This is a genomic window from Polaromonas sp. LjRoot131 (genome assembly GCF_964252805.1).
In the GTDB taxonomy this organism is placed as follows: Bacteria; Pseudomonadota; Gammaproteobacteria; order Burkholderiales; family Burkholderiaceae_C; genus Polaromonas.
The window spans coordinates 882,021-899,842 of sequence record NZ_CAXUPF020000001.1; the positions used below are offsets into that span (position 1 = coordinate 882,021).

General features: G+C 65.3%; 16 protein-coding genes. 7 read left to right on the top strand and 9 right to left on the bottom strand.

All coding sequences use genetic code 11. The features are described from left to right. The first annotated feature begins 13 nt into the window (after window positions 1-13). Window positions 14-1,684 carry a ShlB/FhaC/HecB family hemolysin secretion/activation protein gene (locus ACSQ27_RS04120; protein ID WP_436154199.1) on the top strand — a complete coding sequence of 557 codons (1,671 nt, stop codon included), beginning with the start codon at window positions 14-16 and terminating at the stop codon, window positions 1,682-1,684. 472 nt (window positions 1,685-2,156) lie between these two features. Here ACSQ27_RS04120 and ACSQ27_RS04125 read toward each other — a convergent pair whose 3' ends face one another. From ACSQ27_RS04125 to ACSQ27_RS04135, 3 genes are all read right to left on the bottom strand, one after another. Continuing rightward, window positions 2,157-2,501 carry a pentapeptide MXKDX repeat protein gene (locus tag ACSQ27_RS04125; RefSeq protein WP_436154200.1) on the bottom strand — a complete coding sequence of 115 codons (345 nt, stop codon included), beginning with the start codon at window positions 2,499-2,501 and terminating at the stop codon, window positions 2,157-2,159. Between the two features lie 106 nt (window positions 2,502-2,607). After that, entirely contained in the window at window positions 2,608-3,402 is a 795-nt protein-coding gene (locus ACSQ27_RS04130; protein ID WP_436154201.1) for a molybdopterin-binding protein, read from the bottom strand. A 22-nt stretch (window positions 3,403-3,424) separates the two neighbouring features. After that, window positions 3,425-4,024 carry a cytochrome b/b6 domain-containing protein gene (locus ACSQ27_RS04135; protein WP_436154202.1) on the bottom strand — a complete coding sequence of 200 codons (600 nt, stop codon included), beginning with the start codon at window positions 4,022-4,024 and terminating at the stop codon, window positions 3,425-3,427. Window positions 4,025-4,196: 172 nt separating this feature from the next. Between ACSQ27_RS04135 and ACSQ27_RS04140 the strand changes: the two genes are divergently transcribed. After that, window positions 4,197-4,763: a VTT domain-containing protein gene (locus tag ACSQ27_RS04140; RefSeq protein WP_436154203.1), complete on the top strand. Its 567-nt coding sequence runs from the start codon at window positions 4,197-4,199 to the stop codon at window positions 4,761-4,763. A 161-nt stretch (window positions 4,764-4,924) separates the two neighbouring features. Here the strand turns inward: ACSQ27_RS04140 and ACSQ27_RS04145 are convergent, their stop codons facing one another. From ACSQ27_RS04145 to ACSQ27_RS04165, 5 genes are all read right to left on the bottom strand, one after another. Further along, on the bottom strand, window positions 4,925-5,437 hold the full coding sequence (locus ACSQ27_RS04145) for an O-acetyl-ADP-ribose deacetylase (RefSeq protein WP_436154204.1): 513 nt from the start codon (window positions 5,435-5,437) through the stop codon (window positions 4,925-4,927). A 50-nt stretch (window positions 5,438-5,487) separates the two neighbouring features. Further along, complete coding sequence (locus ACSQ27_RS04150) at window positions 5,488-6,219, bottom strand: amino acid ABC transporter ATP-binding protein (RefSeq protein ID WP_436154205.1); 732 nt, start codon at window positions 6,217-6,219, stop codon at window positions 5,488-5,490. After that, window positions 6,197-6,964, bottom strand: a complete 768-nt coding sequence (locus tag ACSQ27_RS04155; RefSeq protein ID WP_436154206.1) for an amino acid ABC transporter permease — start codon at window positions 6,962-6,964, stop codon at window positions 6,197-6,199. The genes ACSQ27_RS04150 and ACSQ27_RS04155 overlap by 23 nt, the downstream gene beginning before the upstream one ends. Window positions 6,965-6,984: 20 nt before the next feature. Continuing rightward, window positions 6,985-7,752 (bottom strand): basic amino acid ABC transporter substrate-binding protein, encoded by a 768-nt coding sequence (locus ACSQ27_RS04160; protein WP_436154207.1) that lies wholly within the window; start codon window positions 7,750-7,752, stop codon window positions 6,985-6,987. A gap of 208 nt (window positions 7,753-7,960) precedes the next feature. Further along, entirely contained in the window at window positions 7,961-8,851 is an 891-nt protein-coding gene (locus ACSQ27_RS04165; RefSeq protein WP_436154208.1) for a dienelactone hydrolase family protein, read from the bottom strand. A gap of 330 nt (window positions 8,852-9,181) precedes the next feature. On the opposite strand from ACSQ27_RS04165, the gene ACSQ27_RS04170 reads away from it, so the two are divergent. From ACSQ27_RS04170 to ACSQ27_RS04190, 5 genes are all read left to right on the top strand, one after another. Beyond that, window positions 9,182-9,988, top strand: coding sequence for a DUF2726 domain-containing protein (locus ACSQ27_RS04170; protein ID WP_436154209.1), 807 nt, complete (start codon window positions 9,182-9,184; stop codon window positions 9,986-9,988). 84 nt (window positions 9,989-10,072) lie between these two features. Beyond that, on the top strand, window positions 10,073-10,360 hold the full coding sequence (locus ACSQ27_RS04175; RefSeq protein WP_436154210.1) for an HNH endonuclease: 288 nt from the start codon (window positions 10,073-10,075) through the stop codon (window positions 10,358-10,360). Beyond that, window positions 10,357-13,155: a 7TM diverse intracellular signaling domain-containing protein gene (locus ACSQ27_RS04180; protein WP_436154211.1), complete on the top strand. Its 2,799-nt coding sequence runs from the start codon at window positions 10,357-10,359 to the stop codon at window positions 13,153-13,155. The genes ACSQ27_RS04175 and ACSQ27_RS04180 overlap by 4 nt, the downstream gene beginning before the upstream one ends. Before the next feature lie 13 nt (window positions 13,156-13,168). After that, complete coding sequence (locus ACSQ27_RS04185; RefSeq protein ID WP_436154212.1) at window positions 13,169-14,761, top strand: alkaline phosphatase D family protein; 1,593 nt, start codon at window positions 13,169-13,171, stop codon at window positions 14,759-14,761. Window positions 14,762-14,893: 132 nt separating this feature from the next. Beyond that, entirely contained in the window at window positions 14,894-15,697 is an 804-nt protein-coding gene (locus ACSQ27_RS04190; protein WP_436154213.1) for a Crp/Fnr family transcriptional regulator, read from the top strand. A 232-nt stretch (window positions 15,698-15,929) separates the two neighbouring features. Here the strand turns inward: ACSQ27_RS04190 and ACSQ27_RS04195 are convergent, their stop codons facing one another. Further along, window positions 15,930-17,789 (bottom strand): ABC transporter ATP-binding protein, encoded by a 1,860-nt coding sequence (locus ACSQ27_RS04195; protein WP_436154214.1) that lies wholly within the window; start codon window positions 17,787-17,789, stop codon window positions 15,930-15,932. Between the last annotated feature and the right edge of the window lie 33 nt (window positions 17,790-17,822).

Sequence of the window (17,822 nt, forward strand, 5' to 3'; positions counted from 1 at the left end):
GAAAATCAATTCCTTGCCCCTTTCCACCCTGGCCTCGGCGATTTTGCTGGCAATGCACGGCGGCGCCTGGGCGCAAACCCCGCCCCAGCCCGATGCCGGCCAGGTGCTGCGCGACCTGCGCCAGGCGCCGCCCACGCCGCCCCCGCAGGCGGCACCCTTGCAGCGTATCGAGGAGTCAGCCGACCTGAGCCAGAAGGGCGAGGCCACCGTGCGGGTCAAGTCCATCGCCATCAACGGCAACCAGGAAATACCGAGCGCTGAACTGCAGCCCCTGGTGGCCAGTCTCATAGGCGCCGAACGCTCGCTGAGCCAGCTCAATGCCGCCGCGCGCCGCATCACCGCCTACTACCGCAGCAAGGGTTTTGCCGTGGCGAGAGCCTACCTGCCCGCGCAGGACATCACCGACGGCGCCGTCACCATCAGTGTCATCGAAGGCCGTATCTCCAGCCACAAGATCAACAACCAGTCGCTGCTCAGCGACGAACGCGCCCAGGCCTACCTGGGCCAGGTCAAGGACGGCGACGTCATCAGGAGCGAGCAGATAGACCGCGGCCTGCTGCTGCTGCAGGACACGCCCGGCGTGAGCACCTCGCGCGCCACGCTGCAGCCCGGCGCCAGCGTCGGCACCTCCGAGCTGCTGATCGAGGTCAATCCCGCCAAGCCCTACAGCGGCAGTGTCGTGCTCGACAACTACGGCAGCCGCTACACCGGCGAGTACCGTGTGGCCGGCACCTTCAACGTCGTGAGCCCGCTGAAGATCGGCGACCAGCTCACCGCCAACCTGCTGACCTCCGGCGACAACCTGAGCTTCGCCCGCCTGGCCTACCAGCTGCCCGTCGGCAGCGACGGCCTCAAGCTGGGCGCGGCCTACTCCGACATCCACTACAAGCTCGGCAAGGAGTTTGAAGCGCTGCAGGCCCACGGCACGGCCACCAGCGCCAGCGTGTTCGCGGCCTATCCGTTTATCCGCAGCCAGTTCAAAAACCTCAACGGCACGGTTTCGTACGAAGACAAGAGCCTCAAAGATTATGTGGACGGCACCAACACCTTCACGCCCAAGAAAGTCAGCGTCACCAGCTTCGGCCTTTCGGGCAGCCTGCAGGACGCGCTGGGCGGCGGCGGCATCAACGGCCTGGACCTGTCGGTGGCCTTCGGCAACCTCAGCATCAACTCGCCCACGGCGCTGGCCATAGACGCCGCCTCGGCCCAGTCCAACGGCAGCTACACACGTTTCAGCTACGGCGCGAACCGCCTGCAGCGCTTCACCGACAGCACCTTTTTGGCACTCTCGGTGGCCGGGCAGACGGCCAGCAAGAACCTCGATTCGTCCGAAAAATTCTCGCTAGGCGGCATCAACGGCGTGCGCGCCTATCCGCAGGGCGAGGCCAGCGGCGACGAAGGCTATCGCGCCACGGTGGAGCTGCGCCACAACGTGATTCCCAATGTGCAGGCCACGGTGTTCTACGACGTGGGCAAGATCACCATCAACCGCAAGCCCTTCGGCCCGGCGGCCTCCAACAGCCGCAACCTGGCCGGCGTGGGTGTGGGTGTGAATGCCGGCCTGGGGCCTGTGCAGCTGCGCTCTTCGCTGGCCTGGCGCACCGACGGCGGCTTGCCGACCTCGGTCCCGGCGTCGGCGGCCAAGCGGCCTACGCTGTGGATGCAGGCGTCCGTCGCTTTTTAATTCCCATTTACTTCAAAGCGGCAGGGCGCCTTGGCGCAGGGGCAGCGGCTGGCTCAGCCGTGAGCGGCGCTGAAAAATAACGCGCCGAGGTCTCCAGCACGCGACGCGCATTCACCTCCATGTCGAAGCAGGGTAGCCGCGGCGCCTGCACATAAAACGGCCAGGCCGCGGTGGGCGCGCGGCCCGCTTGCGGCCGGGCCAGGGGCGTGACGGGCGCCCGGTGTGTTGGGGGATGGGGTGATGGCTGCATGGCGGTCCCTGGCTCCTGGATGTTTGTTCTTGCTTGTTCGGGTGACATGCAATACTACTGTATGTACATACAGTTTTCATCCTGATTTACCCATGGAAACAATGAGCCCGTTTCCCCCGCTGCCGCCGGCCGGTTTGGCGTTTGTTCACGCCCGCCAGCCGCCTGGAGCGGCACCGCGCGCGTCGGCGCCCAGGCCCCTTTTTTTGAGGCCTGAACCGACCTTTATTTCTTCATCGCGTCCTTGCCCATGGCGTCTTTGCCCATCGCATCCTTGGCCATGGCATCTTTTTTCATGCCGTCCTTGGCCATGTGATCCTTCTTCATCTTGTCTTTTTTGGCCATCTTGTCGTCGTGCTTCATGCCGTCTTTTGCCATGGCATCCTTGCCCATCGCGTCTTTGGCCATCGCATCTTTCTTCATGCCGTCCTTGGCCATGCCGTCCTTGTTCATGGCATCTTTACCCATGGCGTCTTTTTTCATGGCGTCCTGGGCCAGGGCGCTGCCGCCGGCGGCAAGCAGGCAGGCGGACAGGAGGGCGGCGGTCAAAGTCTTGGTGTTGATGTTCATGATGGTGTTGTCCTTGATGAGAGATTGTTGGAAAGTTGTTGAAGAAAACGGCAAGGACCGGAAATCGATGAATGCCTTGCCGGCGTTGCGGGGTGTCTGAGCGGGCTCAGCTACCTCCGAACCAGTTGTAGCCCTGGTCTTCCCAGTAGCCGCCAGGGTAGGTGTTGGTGACAAAAATCGCCTGGATGTGTTTGGGGTTCTTGTAGCCGAGCTTGGTGGGCATGCGCAGCTTCATCGGAAACCCGTATTTGGGCGGCAGCACCTGGCCGTCGTAGGTCAGCGCCAGCAGGGTCTGCGGGTGCAGGGCGGTGGCCATGTCTATGCTGGTGAAGTAGTCGTCGGCGCATTTGAAGCCGACGTATCTGGCGGTCGTGTCGGCGCCGACCTTGCGCAAAAAATGGAAGAAAGGCACGCCGCCCCATTTGCCGATGGCGCTCCAGCCTTCGACGCAGATGTGGCGCGTGACCTGGTCGGCCTGGGGCATCGCGCGCAGCTCGGGTAGCGACCATTTGCGCCTGTCGGCGACCAGGCCGGCGACCTCGAGGCGATAGCTTTCTTCGTCTACTTCACGCACCTCGTCTTCGCCGTAGTAGGCATTGAAGGGAAAAGGCCGGGTGATCATGGAATCGGGATAGGTGGGCGCCAGGCGATTCGGGTCAAACAGCAGGCCCTGCACGTCGTCGTTGATGCGCGAGATGCGGCTGAGGGCGTTGTTGACGGACTCGCTGTCGTCCAGCATGCAGCCGCTCAGCATGGCCAGGCCGCCGAGGGTGAGCGAGCCGCGCAAAAAATTGCGGCGGGCCGCTGAGAGCTTGTTTGCCGTGGCGATGCGGTCCACGGCTTCCTTGAGCACGGCGTCGCCGTCTACGTTGTGAAGGCGCCTGGGGCGTTGGATGTTCATGTTTTTTCCTGAAGAGTGCGGCTCAACGGCCGCGCAGCATGTAGACCAGCGTTTTGGGCACCAGCGCGACCATGACCAGGTGCACGGCGATGAAGCCGGCCAGCGCCGCCATGGCGAAAAAGTGGACCAGGCGCGCGCCTTCGTAGCCTCCCATGAGTTCACGCAGGATGGGAAATTGCACCGACTTCCACAGCACCAGGCCGGACACGACGATGAGCACGCTGTCGGCCATCACAAACAGGTAGGCCAGGCGCTGCACCATGTTGTAGTGGCGCGGGTCGGCGTGGGCCAGCTTGCCTTTGAGGGCGGCCAGCAGGTCGGCCGTGATGCCTTTGATGGACAGCGGAAAGAACTTGTGGAACAGCCGGCGCGTGAAGAGGTTGAAGGCCAGGTAGAGGATGCCGTTGAAGAACAGCAGCCACATCGCGGCGAAATGCCACTGCAGCGCGCCGCCCAGCCAGCCGCCCAGCGTGAGGTCTTTGGGAATCGTGAAACCCAGGAAGGCGGTGGCGTTGTAGATGCGCCAGCCGCTCATCATCAGCACGACGACAGCCAGCGCATTGAGCCAGTGCATGGCGCGCAGCCAGGCTGGGTGTATGGCTTGTTGTTTGCCTGTGTTCATCCAATGCTCCTCAGGGTTGCCCGCCGGCGGGATTTCCGGCGCAGTCTTGCCGCGTGTTTTGTTGCGTGTTGGGGTTTGGTCGGATGGGGCGCGGCTTTCTTACAGGCCTTTGGCATTTATTTGTTTGCAGGCAGAATCGGCGAAAGCTCCGGCCAACCTGTCACACACCCAGATGCACCGCCACAAGCGCCTCTTCGCCGTACTGGCCTTTTTGGGCCTGCTGCTGGCGGTGTTCCAGTTCTCGGGCCTGCGCGACAATTTCAGCCTGGCGTTCTTGCACCAGAAGTTCCTGGACAACGAAGCCAGCGGCTTGCTGATCTTCATCGTGTTGTTCGCGCTGGGCAACCTGATCCAGATCCCGGGCTGGATATTCCTGGCGGCCGCGGTGCTGGCGCTGGGCGAGGTGTGGGGCGGTGTGGCGACCTACCTCGCGGCGGTGGTCTCGTGCGCCTTTACCTTCTGGCTGATACGCCTGTTGGGCGGCGATGCCTTGCGGCAGATCAAGGGGCAGTGGGCGCGGCGCGTACTCGCGCAATTGGATGCGCGGCCGGTGGCCAGTATCGTGGTGCTGCGCATGCTGCTGCAGACGGTGCCGGCGCTCAACTATGCGCTGGCGATGTCGGGCGTGAAGTTTCGCGACTATCTATTGGGGACTTTGCTGGGCCTGCCGCTGCCGATTGCGTTGTACTGTGTGTTTTTTGATTACCTGGCGCGGGTGCTCAAGGTGCCGGGGTATTGAGGATTGGGTCTATCCGCGGCTGCTGCCCTCACCCCAGCCCTCTCCCAGAGGGAGAGGGGGCAAGAAGAAGTCGATTGATCTTTCTGCTGGCTTACCCCCTCTCCCATTGGGAGAGGGCTGGGGTGAGGAGCCGCGGCGGACAGGTACTTCGCTGTTTTTGCTCAGACGCCCGCGAGCAGCCGCTCATAAACCGCAAGGTCTTGCGCCGAAAAGCAGCAGAACACCACTTCCTTCAAGGAGGAGGGCTGCTGCAAGGCCTGGCGCACGCTGGCCACCGCGACCTCAGCGGCCAACTCGACCGGGTAGCCGTAGATGCCTGTGCTGATGCTGGGGAAGGCCAGCGAGGTGAGGCCTTTGGCGGCTGCGATTTCCATTGAGCGCCTGTAGCAGGACGCCAGCAGCCCAGGCTCGCCGTTGTTGCCGCCGCGCCAGACCGGCCCCACTGTATGGATGATGAATCTGGCGGGAAGCCTGTAGCCTTTGGTCGCCTTGGCCTCGCCGGTTTTGCAGCCGCCCAGCAGCCGGCATTCATGGACCAGCTCGGGGCCGGCGGCGCGGTGGATCGCGCCGTCGACACCACCGCCGCCCAGCAGCGATGAATTGGCGGCGTTGACGATGGCGTCAAGCTGCAGCTTGGTGATGTCGGACTGAATTGCCCTGAGGGTGGCAGTCATGGCGAAGTTTCCATGGGAAGAAGAGGCCCGCAGCGCATGCGGGCCCCGGCTCACAAGACCTTGCTCAGGAAGCGCCGGGTGCGCTCTTCCTTAGGGTTGTCGAAGATTTCAGCCGGCGAGCCTTCCTCGATCACCAGGCCCTCGTCGATGAACATCACGCGGTCGGCCACCTGGCGGGCAAAGCCCATTTCGTGCGTCACGACGACCATGGTCATGCCTTCCTCGGCAAGCGCCTGCATGACGGCCAGCACCTCGCCGACCATTTCGGGATCGAGCGCGGAGGTGGGTTCGTCGAACAGCATGATGCGCGGCTGCATGGCCAGCGCACGGGCGATTGCCACGCGCTGCTGCTGCCCGCCGGAGAGCTGGTTGGGATAGGCGTCTATCTTGTCGAGCAGGCCGACCTTGACCAGCAGTTCGCTGGCGCGATTGCGCGCTTCCAGGGCCGTGAGCTTGCGCACCTTGGTGGGCGCCAGCGTGATGTTCTCCAGCACGGTCTTGTGCGGGAACAGGTTGAAGCGCTGGAACACCATGCCGATTTCGGAGCGCAGGGCGTCGACGTCGGTCTTGGGTTCGTGCACCGACACGCCGTGCACCAGCACCTCGCCGCCGCTGGCGTCTTCCAGGCCGTTGAGGCAGCGCAAAAAGGTGCTTTTGCCGGAGCCGGAAGGGCCGATGACGCAGACAACCTCGGTGGCCTTGATGGCGCAGTCGATACCGCGCAGCACCGGGGTGTGACCAAACTGCTTGGTCAGGCGCTTAACGCGAATCACCTCGTCCATAACGAGCCTCCAGTTTCTTGACAAGGTAAGCCAGGCCCAGCGTCAGCACCCAGTACATGACGGAGATCGTGAGGTAGGGCTCCCAGTAGCGTGAATAGGCGCCGGCGACGGTGCGCGCGGCGTAGGCGAGTTCGGCCAGGCCGATCGCCGAGATCAGCGACGAATCCTTGAGCAGTGAGATCGCGTTGTTGCCCAGCGGCGGCAGCATGCGGCGGAAGGCCTGCGGCAGCACGACGTGGTACATGGTGCGCGGGAAGGACATGCCCAGTGAGCGGGACGCCTCGACCTGGCCCTTGTCGATGGACTGGATGCCGGCGCGGAAGATCTCGGAGATGTAGGCACCGGCATTGAGCGTGAGGGCCACGATGCCGGACAGGAAGGCGCCGTAGTTCTGCTTGATGTTGCGTGCGGTTTCACCCGAGATCACCAGGCCGTCGGCCGGGTTGATGAACAGCGGCAGCACGGCGAAGTGGATCAGCAGGATCTGCACGAACAGCGGCGTGCCGCGGAAGAAACTCACGTAGACGGTGGACGGCCAGCGCAAGGCGTATTTGCAGATCTCGCGCGCGGGCGAGTGGCGGGACTCCGCCACGCGCGCCATGCCGACGGCCAGGCCCAGCAGGGTGCCTTGCACGATGCAGATCAGCGTGACCGTGATGGTCATCTGCAGGCCGCGCCAGAACAGCACGCTGTACTCGGCGATGATGTCGGCCCTGAACCAGCCGAACCAGAGGACTTGCTCCATAAGGGAAAAGCCTCAGCGGTTTATTGCGCAGGCAACGCGGGTGCGTCGGCCTGGAACCACTTCTTGTAGATGGCGGCATAGCTGCCGTCGGCCTTGACGGCGGCCAGGCCGGCGTTGAGCTTGTCCAGCAGCGCCTTGTTGCCCTGCTTCACGACGATGCCGAAGTACTCCTTGGGGAAGCTCGCGTCGGACACGGTCTTGAGCTGCTTGTGTTCCTGGGTGCGGAAGGCGATCACGCCGTTGTCGCCGATGGCGGCGTCCAGGCCGTTGTTGGCCAGCTCGGAAATCACCACGGGGGTGCTTTCAAAGCGGCGGATGTCGGGGTTGGTCTTGCCGAACTCGCGCGAGGCCATGTCGTCGCCGGTGCTGCCGGTCACAACGCCGATCTTCTTGCCGGCCAGGTCTTTCAGGCCCTTGGCCGTGCTGTTGCTGTGCACGGCGATCAGCTGGCGCGCCTCGAAGTAGGGGGTGGTGAAATCGTAGGACTGCTTGCGCTTGTCGTTGATGGTGACGCCGGAGATGACCAGGTCGACGTCGCCGTTGTTGAGGGCGGCGAAGATGCCGGTCCAGGGCGTGTTGACGATCTTGATCTGCAGGCCGGCTTTCTGGGCGATAGCCTTGATCATGTCGACGTCGTAGCCGACGATTTCCTTGGTCGGGCTTTCATAGGCAAAAGGGCGGTAGGTGGCGCTGGAGCCGACGACCAGCTCCTTGTTCTGGGCGTGGGCGGCGCCGAAGGCAAGGGTCAGCAGGCCGGCGGTGGCGGCGATCTTGTGCAGGAGGTTCATGGTGATGGTCCAGAAAGGAGGGTAAAAGTGCTTGCCGGCCCCGCATGGGAGGCGAAAAAGCGAAAGTAGCCAATGGTAACGCCTGCAAAAGCCATGCCCGGCGGCCGGCGGGCAGGGTTTTCGCGCAGAGGGGATGGGCGGCGGGGAAAACGGGGCCAAAGAAGCCCAAAGGACCAAAGGAGGGCCACCTAAAAGGGCCCCGGGGCGGTCAAGCCCTGAGTTTTTGGTTGAAAAACGCCACGGTGCGTTCCCAGGCCAGTTTGGCGGCGGTGGCGTCGTAGCGCGGCGTGGTGTCGTTGTTGAAGCCGTGCTGGGTGCCGGGGTACTGGTAGGCGGTGTAATTGGCGCCTGCCGCCTTCAGGGCGGCTTCATAGGCGGGCCAGGAGGCATTGATGCGCTCGTCGACCGCCGCGAAATGGATCAGCAGCGGGGTTTTGACCTTGGCGGCGTCTTCCACCGGGGGCTGGTTGCCGTAAAAGGGCACGGCGGCATTGAGTTCGGGCAGGCGGGTGGTCAGCGTGTGTGTCATGCCGCCGCCGTAGCAGAAGCCGACCACGCCGAGCTTGCCGCTGCAGTCGTCGCGGGCCTTGAGCCAGGTGACGGCGGCCACGAAGTCCTCGGTGCACTTGCGCTGGTCGAGTCTGGCGAACAATTCGCGTGCCTTGTCCTCGTCGCCGGGGTAGCCGCCCAGGGGCGTGAGGGCGTCCGGCGCGAAGGCCAGGAAGTTGTCCAGCGCCAGGCGGCGCGTGATGTCTTCTATATGAGGGTTGAGGCCGCGGTTCTCGTGGATGACCAGGACGCCGGGCAGCTTGCCGGTGGCGTTGGCCGGCTTGGCAAGGTAGCCCTTGACGGTGCCGGTGCCGGCGGAGGAAGGGTAGCTGACCATCTCGGTCTTCAGGCGCTTGTCGTCTTTGGCGATTTGCTGCCCCGCAGCAAAGTTCGGGCTCAGGGCGGCCAGCAGGGCAGTGGCCGTCATGCCGGCGGTGGCGAATTTCTGGGCGCGTTCCAGGAAGCCGCGCCGGTCCAGGGTGCCGTGCACATAGGCGTCAAACAGAATCAGCAGTTCCTGGTCAAAGTCCTGGGCAGTCTTGAGTGGCATGGCGGCTCCTGCAAAAATTCCAGCATAACGATTCAGGCGTCGCCTGGCAAAGAGTGCCTTGCCCGCCACACCGCCACACCGCGGCGCCGCGGTGCCGCCGGCGGCTCAGGCTTGCTATGAAACAAATAGCTGCTGGCGCTCATGCCGGCTGGGCTGGGAGCCCTGTTATGCCTGAGGCCGGCGGAAAACCGGCAAAAACCTGTTTTAATAATGCCTTGGCCGCCGGCCGCTCAAATTGACACGGCGGGCTTTCTGTGACTCACTGGCTCACCGGGCCTGCCGGCCGCACTGCCTCCGGCAGTGGCGCCCCACAACGAGGAGAACCGCATCTTGAACCTGATTTCATGGCTGATGGCATTGCTGGGCGTGGCCGTCGGCGCGCTGGCCGGCATCCTGTTGTACGCCCGCGCCTTGCGCAAAAAGGCCGGCGAAAATCTGCGCGTTCCCAAAAAATGGCCGTTGACCGCGCGCGACGTCGTGACCAACGATGAATACGAAGTCTGGAAATGGATGCGCAGCACCTTCCACGACCACGCGGTGATGCTCAAGCTCCCGGTGCTGCGTTTCACCATTCCCATCGAAAAAGACAAGGACAAGGAAAAAAACAAGGAAAAGAACGAGCGCCTGCTCGAACTGCTCAACGGCGTTTACACCACCTTCACCGTCTGCACGCTGGACGGCAAGGTGGTCGGTTGCGTCGACCTGCGCGGCAAGCGCGACGTGAGCCGGGCCAGCCGCGAACTCAAGGAGAACCTGCTGTCCGATTGCGGCATCGCCTACACCACGGTGAAAGCCAGCCGCCCGCCTACCGTCAGCGCCATGCGCGCGGCTTTCCTGGGCGAAATCCCCGAAGAGCTGATCCAGGAAGACCAGGAAACGCGCGGCGGCGACAGCAGCTTCCATGCCGACCTGGAGTCCTTCACCCGCGAGCGCATGAAGGCCGCCAAGGATGCCGCGCTCCAGGAGCTCAACAAGGAAACCAAGCAGGAGGCCGCCCAGGCCGCCGCCAACCGCAACGTCGGCTTCAACCCCGACGGCACCGGCGGCCTTCGCATCGACAAGGGCGACCGGTTTGCCACGGCGTGGGAAGACTCCTTCATCCAGGCGGCGGACACGCGGCCGGCCAGGCGCGAATAAGGGCGCGGCCATGAGCACGGGCCCCCGGCAGGCGTTCGCCCAGGCACGCCGCACCTCATTTTTCGGTCCGCACAACACGCCATCGTGAGCAGGCTGGGCCACACCCGCGACAAGATCTACCGGACCGTGGCGCGGCAGCTTCACGGCGTGGTGCCGTGCTGGGTCTGCGGCGAACACGTCACGCCCGAGGCGGCGACGCTGGAGCACATCCAGCCGCTCAGCGAGGGCGGCAACAGCCACGCGGAAAACCTCGCCATCAGCCATGAAGTCTGCAACGGCCAGCGGCATGCCGCCGGCACGGTGCCGGCCTCGGCCGCCGCGCCCGGGCGCGTGCTCAGGCGCACGGCGGCGGACCCCGGCGTTCCCGCATGAGGCGCGGCTGGCTGCGGGGCATGTGGGTGCTGCCGGCCGTGCTCCTGGCGGGCCTGGCCTTTGCGGCCCCCGCGCAGAAGCCGGCCCCGGCCCGGGCGGCGCCGCCCGCCGCCGCCGTGGCGGAGGCCGACACTGGCCCGGGACTCGCCATCGGCAACGAAGGCAGCTACGCGCTGTCGCGTTCCTTCACCTACCTGGAAGACGCCGGCGGCGAACTGGTGCTGGCCGATATCCTGAAGCCCGAGGCACAGGCGCGCTTCCAGCCGGTGCCGCAAACCGGCCCGGCCACCAATTTCGGGCTGACCCGCGCGGCCATCTGGCTGCGCGTGAGCTTGCGCACTGCGCGCGATGCGCCCGCCGACTGGATGCTGGAACTGGCCTACCCGCCGCTGGACCGGCTGGAGCTGTACGCGCCGGACGGCAAGGGCGGCTTCAGCCGCCAGGTGGGCGGCGACCTGTCGCCTTTTGCCGATCGCGTAGTGGTGCACCGCAACCACGTGATGCCGGTACGCCTCAAGCCGGGCGCCGCCAGCACCCTGTACCTGCGGGTCAGTTCGGGCGGCACGGTGTCGGCGCCGGTGAACCTGTGGCAGCCCGCCGCGCTGTGGCGTCACGACCAGGCTGAGTACGCCACCATCAGCCTGTATTTCGGGCTGCTGATCGGCCTGCTGCTGTACAACCTGCTGCTGTTTTTCTCGGTGCGCGACCGGGCTTATGTGATCTATGTGGCTTTCGTGGCCTGCATGGCGCTGGCGCAGGCGGCCCTGACCGGCTTCGGCGCGCAGTTTCTCTGGCCGGGCCAGCTCTGGTGGAACAGCGTCTCGCCGCCCGTGGGCATGGCCGCGACGGCGGTCTTCGGCCTGCTGTTCGCGCGCAGCTTTTTGTCCAGTGCGCTCAGGATGCCGCGCCTGGACCGGCTCATGCTGGCGCTGGTGGCGGGCTGGCTGCTGACCCTGCTGGCGGCGCTCACGCTGCCTTATGTGGTGTCTTCGCTGATGGTGACGGTGCTGGCGGTCTTCAGCGTCGTCACGCTGGTGGTGGTGGGCGTGCTGAGCGTGCGCTCCGGCCACCCGGGCGCCAAGTATTTCCTGGCGGCCTGGGCGCTGCTGCTGGTGGGGGTGGTGACGCTGGCGCTGCACAACACCGGTGTGCTGCCTTCCCATGCGCTGACGGCCAATTCGCTGCTGATAGGGTCGGCGCTGGAGATGGTGGTGCTGTCCTTCGCGCTGGCCGACCGCATCAACGTCACGCGCCGCGAGAAGGAGCAAGCGCAGGCGCGCACCATGGCCGAGCACGCCATGGTGGAAGCGCTGAGCGTCTCGCAGGAGAACTTCCGCACGCAGCTCAAGGAGCGCGAAATGATCCTGGAAAACTCCATCGTCGGGATCGCCTTCCTGACGCCGGACGGGCGCTTTCGCTGGGCCAACCAGGCCATGCTGGAAGTTTTCGGCGCCGGCAGCAACGAGTTGACCTCGATGGAGCCCTTCTACCTCTCGCGCGAGGAATACATCCGGGTGGGCGGCGAGGTGGCGGCCTGCGTCGGCCGCGGCGAGAACTACGAAGCCGAGATCCAGGTGAAACAGTTCGACGGCACGCTGATCTGGGTGTCGCTGTCGGGCAAGGCGGTCAGCGAGCGCGACCTGAGCCAGGGCACGGTCTGGGTCATCATCAACATCACGCGCCGCAAGGAACTGGAAGCGCAACTGGTGCGCACCTCGTCGGAGCGCGGCGCCATCCTCAACAGCGCGCTGGTGGGCATTGTGCTGTCTGTGAACCGCCGCCACGAATGGGTCAACGAGAAGTTCGCGCAGATGATGGGCAGCCGGCGCGAGGACCTCATGGGCCAGCCCTCGAGCTACATCCATCCCGACCTGGCCACCTGGGAGCAGTTCGGCAAGGAGGCGCGCGAAACGCTGATCGCCACCGGCAGCTACATCAGCGAACGCCAGCTCAAGCGCCGCGACGGACAGCTCTTCTGGGTGCAGATGGCCGGCAGCTGCGTGCAGCCGAAAGACCCCGACTCGGGCGTGATCTGGGCCTTCCTCGACATCACCGAGCGCAAGAAGTCGGAAGAGGACACGCGCGAGGCGCTGGAGCAGCAGCGCGCGCTCAATGAGCTGCGCACCCGTTTCGTGGCCATGACCAGCCATGAGTTCCGCACGCCGCTGTCGGGCATCCTCTCGGCCGAGGAGTTGCTGCGCCACTACGGCAGCCGGCTGCCCGAATCCGAAAAGATCGAGATACTCGACAGCATCGCCGCGGGCGTGAAACGCATGACGCGCATGCTGGACCGCGTGCTGCTGCTGGGCAAGGCCGACGCGCAGATGCTGGAGTTCGAGCCGCATCCGCTGGACTTGCAGGCGCTGTGCGAGCAGCTGGTCGAGGAAGCGCGCACGCAGCAACCCGACAGCCTGTGTGAGCTGCGCCTGGACTACACGGCCGGGACGGGGCAGGGCCTTTACGACGAGAAGCTGTTGCGCCACATCTTCAGCAACCTGCTGTCCAATGCGGTCAAGTATTCGCCGCTGGGCGGCCTGGTGCTGTTCCGCGTGTGCACCGAAGATGACATGGTGGTCCTGGAAGTCGCGGACGAAGGCATAGGCATTCCGGAGGACGAGCTGCCGCACCTGTTCGAGTCCTTCCACCGCGCCAGCAATGTCGGCACCATCCAGGGCACGGGCCTGGGCCTGGCCATCGTGCGCAACGCCGTCGACATCCACGGCGGCAGCATAGACGTGCGCAGCAGCGCCGGCTCGGGAACCACGTTTACCGTGCGCCTGCCGGTGCGGCATTAAAAACACAGTCGGCATGACCCCGCCGCTCGTGATCCAGAGGCGCCGGCTGCTGCAGTCGCTGGCGCTGGCGGGCGCCGGCTGCTACCTGCCGGGCAGGGCGGCCGCGCAGCTGCGGCTTTCCGGCAACCCTTTCACGCTGGGCATTGCCAGCGGTTCACCCACCCATGACTCGGTCGTGCTCTGGACCCGGCTGGCCCTGGACGGCGAAGACGCCTTGCGGCTGCAGCCCACGCCCGTGGCCGTGCGCTGGGAAGTCGCACATGACGAGGCTTTCACCCGCATCGTGCAGGCCGGGCAGGCGCAGGCCGCGGCGGAGCTGGCGCATTCGGTGCATGTGGAAGTGCAGGGGCTGGAGCCCGACCGCTGGTATTTCTACCGCTTCGCCGTGGGTGATGCGCTCAGCGCCACCGGCCGCACGCGCACCTTTCCCGCACCCGGTGCGGTGGTGGCACGGCTGCGGCTGGCCTACGCGTCCTGCCAGCGCTGGGAGCACGGCTACTACAGCGCTTACCGGCACATGCGGGACGAAAACCTTGACCTGGTGATGTTCCTGGGCGACTACATCTATGAATACCCCAACGCCGGCCAGGCCGTGCGCGTGCCCACCGGCGGCTGGGTGCTGACGCTGGACGACTACCGCCGGCGCTATGCCCTGCACAAAAGTGATGCCGACCTGCAGGCCATGCACGCGGCCTGCCCCTGGCTGGTGACCTGGGACGACCACGAGGTACAGAACGACTACGCGGGCGCATCGCCGGGCAATAGCGGGCCGCCGGTGGCCGATTTCGCGGCCAGGCGCGCGGCGGCCTACCAGGCTTTTTACGAGCACATGCCGGTGCGCGCCTCAGTGCTCACGCGCGCGGTGGCCGGGCTGGCCGGCGGCGCCGAGATGCGCATTTACCAGCGCGTTCCCTATGGCCGGCTGGCGTCGCTCTACATGCTGGACGCTCGGCAATACAAGGACGCGCAGGTTTGCACGCAGGGCGGCAGGGCCGGCTCCAGCACGCTGAACCCGTCCGGCTGCGCCGTCTGGAAAGACCCGGTGCGCAGCATGCTGGGCGCGCAGCAGGAAGGCTGGCTCGATGCCGAATGGGGCGGCGCCGCCGGCAAGGCGACGGGCTGGAACCTCGTGGGCCAGCAGTCGCTTTTCGGCCGGCGCGATTTCCGCCCCGGGCCGGGCCAGGTGCTCTGGAATGACGGCTGGGACGGTTATGCGGCGGCGCGCACGCGCTTCACCGATTCGCTGCGCAAGCATGCCGTGGCGAATCCGGTGCTGCTGGGCGGCGACGTCCACGAGAACTGGGTGGGCCACATCAAGGCCGACTATGAGGATGCGGCCAGCGCGGCCGTGGGCACCGAATTCTGCGGCACCAGCATCACTTCGCGCTCAACCAGCGGCGCCAAGACCCCCGACACCCTGGCCGAGAACCCGCACTTTGTGTTTGCCGACTCGGAACGCAGGGGCTACGGCGTGGTGGAACTGACGCCGGGCCGGCTGACCACCACCTTGCGTGCGGTGGACGACGTGGTGCGCGCCGACAGCGGGGTGCAGACGCTGGCGCGCTTCGCTGTGCAGGCCGGGCGGCCGGTGGTGGAAAAAACCTGAATGCGGGCCATGGATTGCCTTCCTATCCGCCTGCAGCCGACTGGAAATGCGCTGTAGGCCCAGTCCTATTCCAGCCCCCGAAAAGGACTCCTAAAATCGGGAAACCCGTCAGAAGCGCCAACGAAGGCGCCAATGGAAGGCGCAAGTCGCCTATTGCCTTTGTCCCACTTTGCCGCTGCCCACATCCTGCAACAGGCCGGAGTTTCCGAGTCGATGGCGCGCAGCGTTGCCCCCCAGCTTGTCATCCGCGGCTACGACGCGAAGCATGTCATCTGGGGCAGGGGCGGGGAAGTGCAGTCATGGCAGTTCATCATCTCGGGCCTGGTGGCCGCCACCATGCCCACGCAGGAGGAACGTTCCGTTCCCATCATCATCTACGGCGACGACTCCTGGTTTGGCGAAAAGCCCATCCTCAACCGCATGCCGTCGCACTTCGAATATGTGTGCCTGTCGGAGACGCAGGTTTTTATGATTCCGGCGGCCGTGCTGTGGACGCTTTTTGACACGGAACTGGGGTTCGCGCGCTACATTGCGAAACTGGCGAGCTGGCGGGGACAAAAAACCTCGGAGATGCTGACCTTGATGAAGCTCGGCAACCCCTGCTTGCGGGTGGTCATGGGCATCGCGCAATTTGCCGAGGCCCTGGTCTCCCGCTCGGAGCGGCCGGCTACCACCGGGCTGGATGGCGGAATTGCCATTCCGGTTTCCCAGACTGTCATTGCCCAGCTGTGTGGTGTGTCCAGGGCCGCGTTTTCCGAACATCTGCAGCCGCTTGCGCTCGATGGCTGGCTGACCATCAGCTATGGAAAGATCGAGTTGCAATCCATCGCGACCTGGCATCGGTTCTCCAGCGCCCGGCGCAGCCAACCCACCTCCCACACCAACCCGTCCATGGCTGAACTGCTGGTGGAGTTGCATAACGCTTCTGGCATGTAAATCCGGGGGCCTGCGCCAGCGTCAGGATGCCGGCTGCAAACGGTCTCATCATCTTTTCCCTGGTTGAAATACGCTAGAAATCCGGGGACTTACTGACGGCACCCAGTGCCGGTTCAAACTCATGCATCGCCGTCGCAAGTTCGCCGTCGAAAGGTGGAAGGGCGGCGGGCTGCTTCACATGCCCGCCGGAGTAAGACGTCCAGTGAACCCGGGACTTGAGGTCGAATCGGCCTCAGGCCGCCAGTTCCTCTTCTTCCTCGAGGTTGTCGTTCAGGAAGCCGCCGCTCTGGTGGGCCCAGAGGCGCGCATACAGGCCGCCGTTGGCCAGCAGCGTGCGGTGGTCGCCTTCTTCGACGATGCGGCCCTGGTCCAGCACGATGAGGCGGTCCATGGCGGCGATGGTCGAGAGGCGGTGGGCGATGGCGATCACCGTCTTGCCCTGCATCAGGGTGTTAAGGCTGCTCTGGATGGCGACTTCGACTTCGGAGTCGAGGGCGCTGGTGGCTTCGTCCAGCAGCAGGATGGGTGCGTCCTTGAGCATCACGCGCGCGATCGCGATGCGCTGGCGTTGCCCGCCGGAAAGCTTCACGCCGCGCTCGCCCACGTGGGCGTCATAGCCGTGGCGGCCGTGCGGGTCGGTCAGGTCGGCGATGAAACCGTCGGCTTCGGCGCGCCGCGCGGCCAGGCGCACGTCTTCGTCGCCGGCGTCGGGACGGCTGTAGGTGATGTTGTCGCGCACCGAGCGGTGCAGCAGCGAGGTGTCCTGCGTCACCATGCCGATGTGGCCGCGCAGGCTGTCCTGCGTCACGCCGGCGATGTCCTGGCCGTCGATCAGGATGCGCCCGCCGTCCAGGTCGTAAAAGCGCAGCAGCAGGTTGACCAGCGTCGATTTGCCGGCGCCGGAGCGGCCGATCAGGCCGATCTTTTCGCCCGGCCTGACGGTCAGCGTCAGCTGGTCTATCACCGGCTTGTTGTTGCCGTAGCTGAAGTTCACGGCTTCAAAGCGCACCTCGCCGCGCGGCACGTCGAGCGCAGCCGCACCGGGCGCGTCCACGATGGTGCGCGGCCGCGAAAGCGTGTTGATGCCGTCCTGCACGGTGCCCACGCTTTCAAAGAGGCTGGTGGTCTCCCACATGATCCAGTGCGACATGCCCTGCAGGCGCAGCGCCATGGCGGTGGCCGCGGCCACCGCGCCCGCGCCGACCTGGCCCAGGTGCCAGAGCCACAGCGAGGTGCCGGCCATGCCGAGGATCAGGCCCATGCTGAGCGCGTGGTTGACGATCTCGAATGCGCTGACGAGGCGCATCTGGCTGTAGCCGGTCTTCATGAACTCGCTCATGGCGTCGCGCGCGAAACCGGCTTCGCGCCGGGTGTGCGAGAACAGCTTGACCGTGGTGATGTTGGTGTAGGCGTCGGTGATGCGGCCGGTCATCAGCGAGCGGGCGTCGGCCTGCAGCTTGCCGATGCGGCCCAGCCGCGGCACGAAGTAATAAAGGCTGGCGATGTAGAGCGCCAGCCAGACCAGGAAGGGCGCCACCAGTTTCATGTCGAAGGCCGCGGCCAGCACCGTCATGGTGGCGATGTAGACCCCCATGGCGACCAGCACGTCGGCCAACACGAAGAGGGTGTCGCGCACCGCCAGCGCGGTCTGCATGACCTTGGTGGTCAGCCGCCCGGCGAACTCGTCCTGGTAGAAGGACATGCTTTGCCCCAGCATCAGGCGGTGAAAGTTCCAGCGCAGCCGCATCGGGAAGTTGATGGCCAGCGTCTGGTGTTTCACGGTGGTCTGCAGCGCCACGGCCGCGATGCTGCCCACCACGATAAACGCGAGCCAGCCCAGTGCGGTGCCGTGCTCGGCCCACAGCTTGGCGGGTGCGGTTGCACCCAGCCAGTCGACGATGCGGCCCAGCATGGCGAACAGCAGCGCCTCAAAAATCGCCAGCACCGCGGAGAGCAGCGCCAGCTGCAGGATGTAGCCGCGCGCGCCTTCGGTGCAGGCCCACAGAAAGGCCATGAAACCCTTGGGCGGCAGGGAGGGGTCGGCCTCGGGGTAGGCGGGAAGCTGGCTTTCGAATCGTTTGAAAAAAACCATGGATGTCGGTGTCTTTTGGTTCAGGTGTCTGCT

Excerpts from the sequence above, each read along its gene's own strand:
- ACSQ27_RS04195 (WP_436154214.1), bottom strand. The coding sequence starts at position 17,789 with ATGGTTTTTTTCAAACGATTCGAAAGCCAGCTTCCCGCCTACCCCGAG.
- ACSQ27_RS04135 (WP_436154202.1), bottom strand. The coding sequence starts at position 4,024 with ATGAACACAGGCAAACAACAAGCCATACACCCAGCCTGGCTGCGCGCC.
- ACSQ27_RS04190 (WP_436154213.1), top strand. The coding sequence starts at position 14,894 with ATGGAAGGCGCAAGTCGCCTATTGCCTTTGTCCCACTTTGCCGCTGCC.
- ACSQ27_RS04165 (WP_436154208.1), bottom strand. The coding sequence starts at position 8,851 with ATGCCACTCAAGACTGCCCAGGACTTTGACCAGGAACTGCTGATTCTG.
- ACSQ27_RS04180 (WP_436154211.1), top strand. The coding sequence starts at position 10,357 with ATGAGGCGCGGCTGGCTGCGGGGCATGTGGGTGCTGCCGGCCGTGCTC.
- ACSQ27_RS04160 (WP_436154207.1), bottom strand. The coding sequence starts at position 7,752 with ATGAACCTCCTGCACAAGATCGCCGCCACCGCCGGCCTGCTGACCCTT.
- ACSQ27_RS04140 (WP_436154203.1), top strand. The coding sequence starts at position 4,197 with ATGCACCGCCACAAGCGCCTCTTCGCCGTACTGGCCTTTTTGGGCCTG.
- ACSQ27_RS04130 (WP_436154201.1), bottom strand. The coding sequence starts at position 3,402 with ATGAACATCCAACGCCCCAGGCGCCTTCACAACGTAGACGGCGACGCC.
- ACSQ27_RS04185 (WP_436154212.1), top strand. The coding sequence starts at position 13,169 with ATGACCCCGCCGCTCGTGATCCAGAGGCGCCGGCTGCTGCAGTCGCTG.
- ACSQ27_RS04150 (WP_436154205.1), bottom strand. The coding sequence starts at position 6,219 with ATGGACGAGGTGATTCGCGTTAAGCGCCTGACCAAGCAGTTTGGTCAC.
- ACSQ27_RS04145 (WP_436154204.1), bottom strand. The coding sequence starts at position 5,437 with ATGACTGCCACCCTCAGGGCAATTCAGTCCGACATCACCAAGCTGCAG.
- ACSQ27_RS04125 (WP_436154200.1), bottom strand. The coding sequence starts at position 2,501 with ATGAACATCAACACCAAGACTTTGACCGCCGCCCTCCTGTCCGCCTGC.
- ACSQ27_RS04155 (WP_436154206.1), bottom strand. The coding sequence starts at position 6,964 with ATGGAGCAAGTCCTCTGGTTCGGCTGGTTCAGGGCCGACATCATCGCC.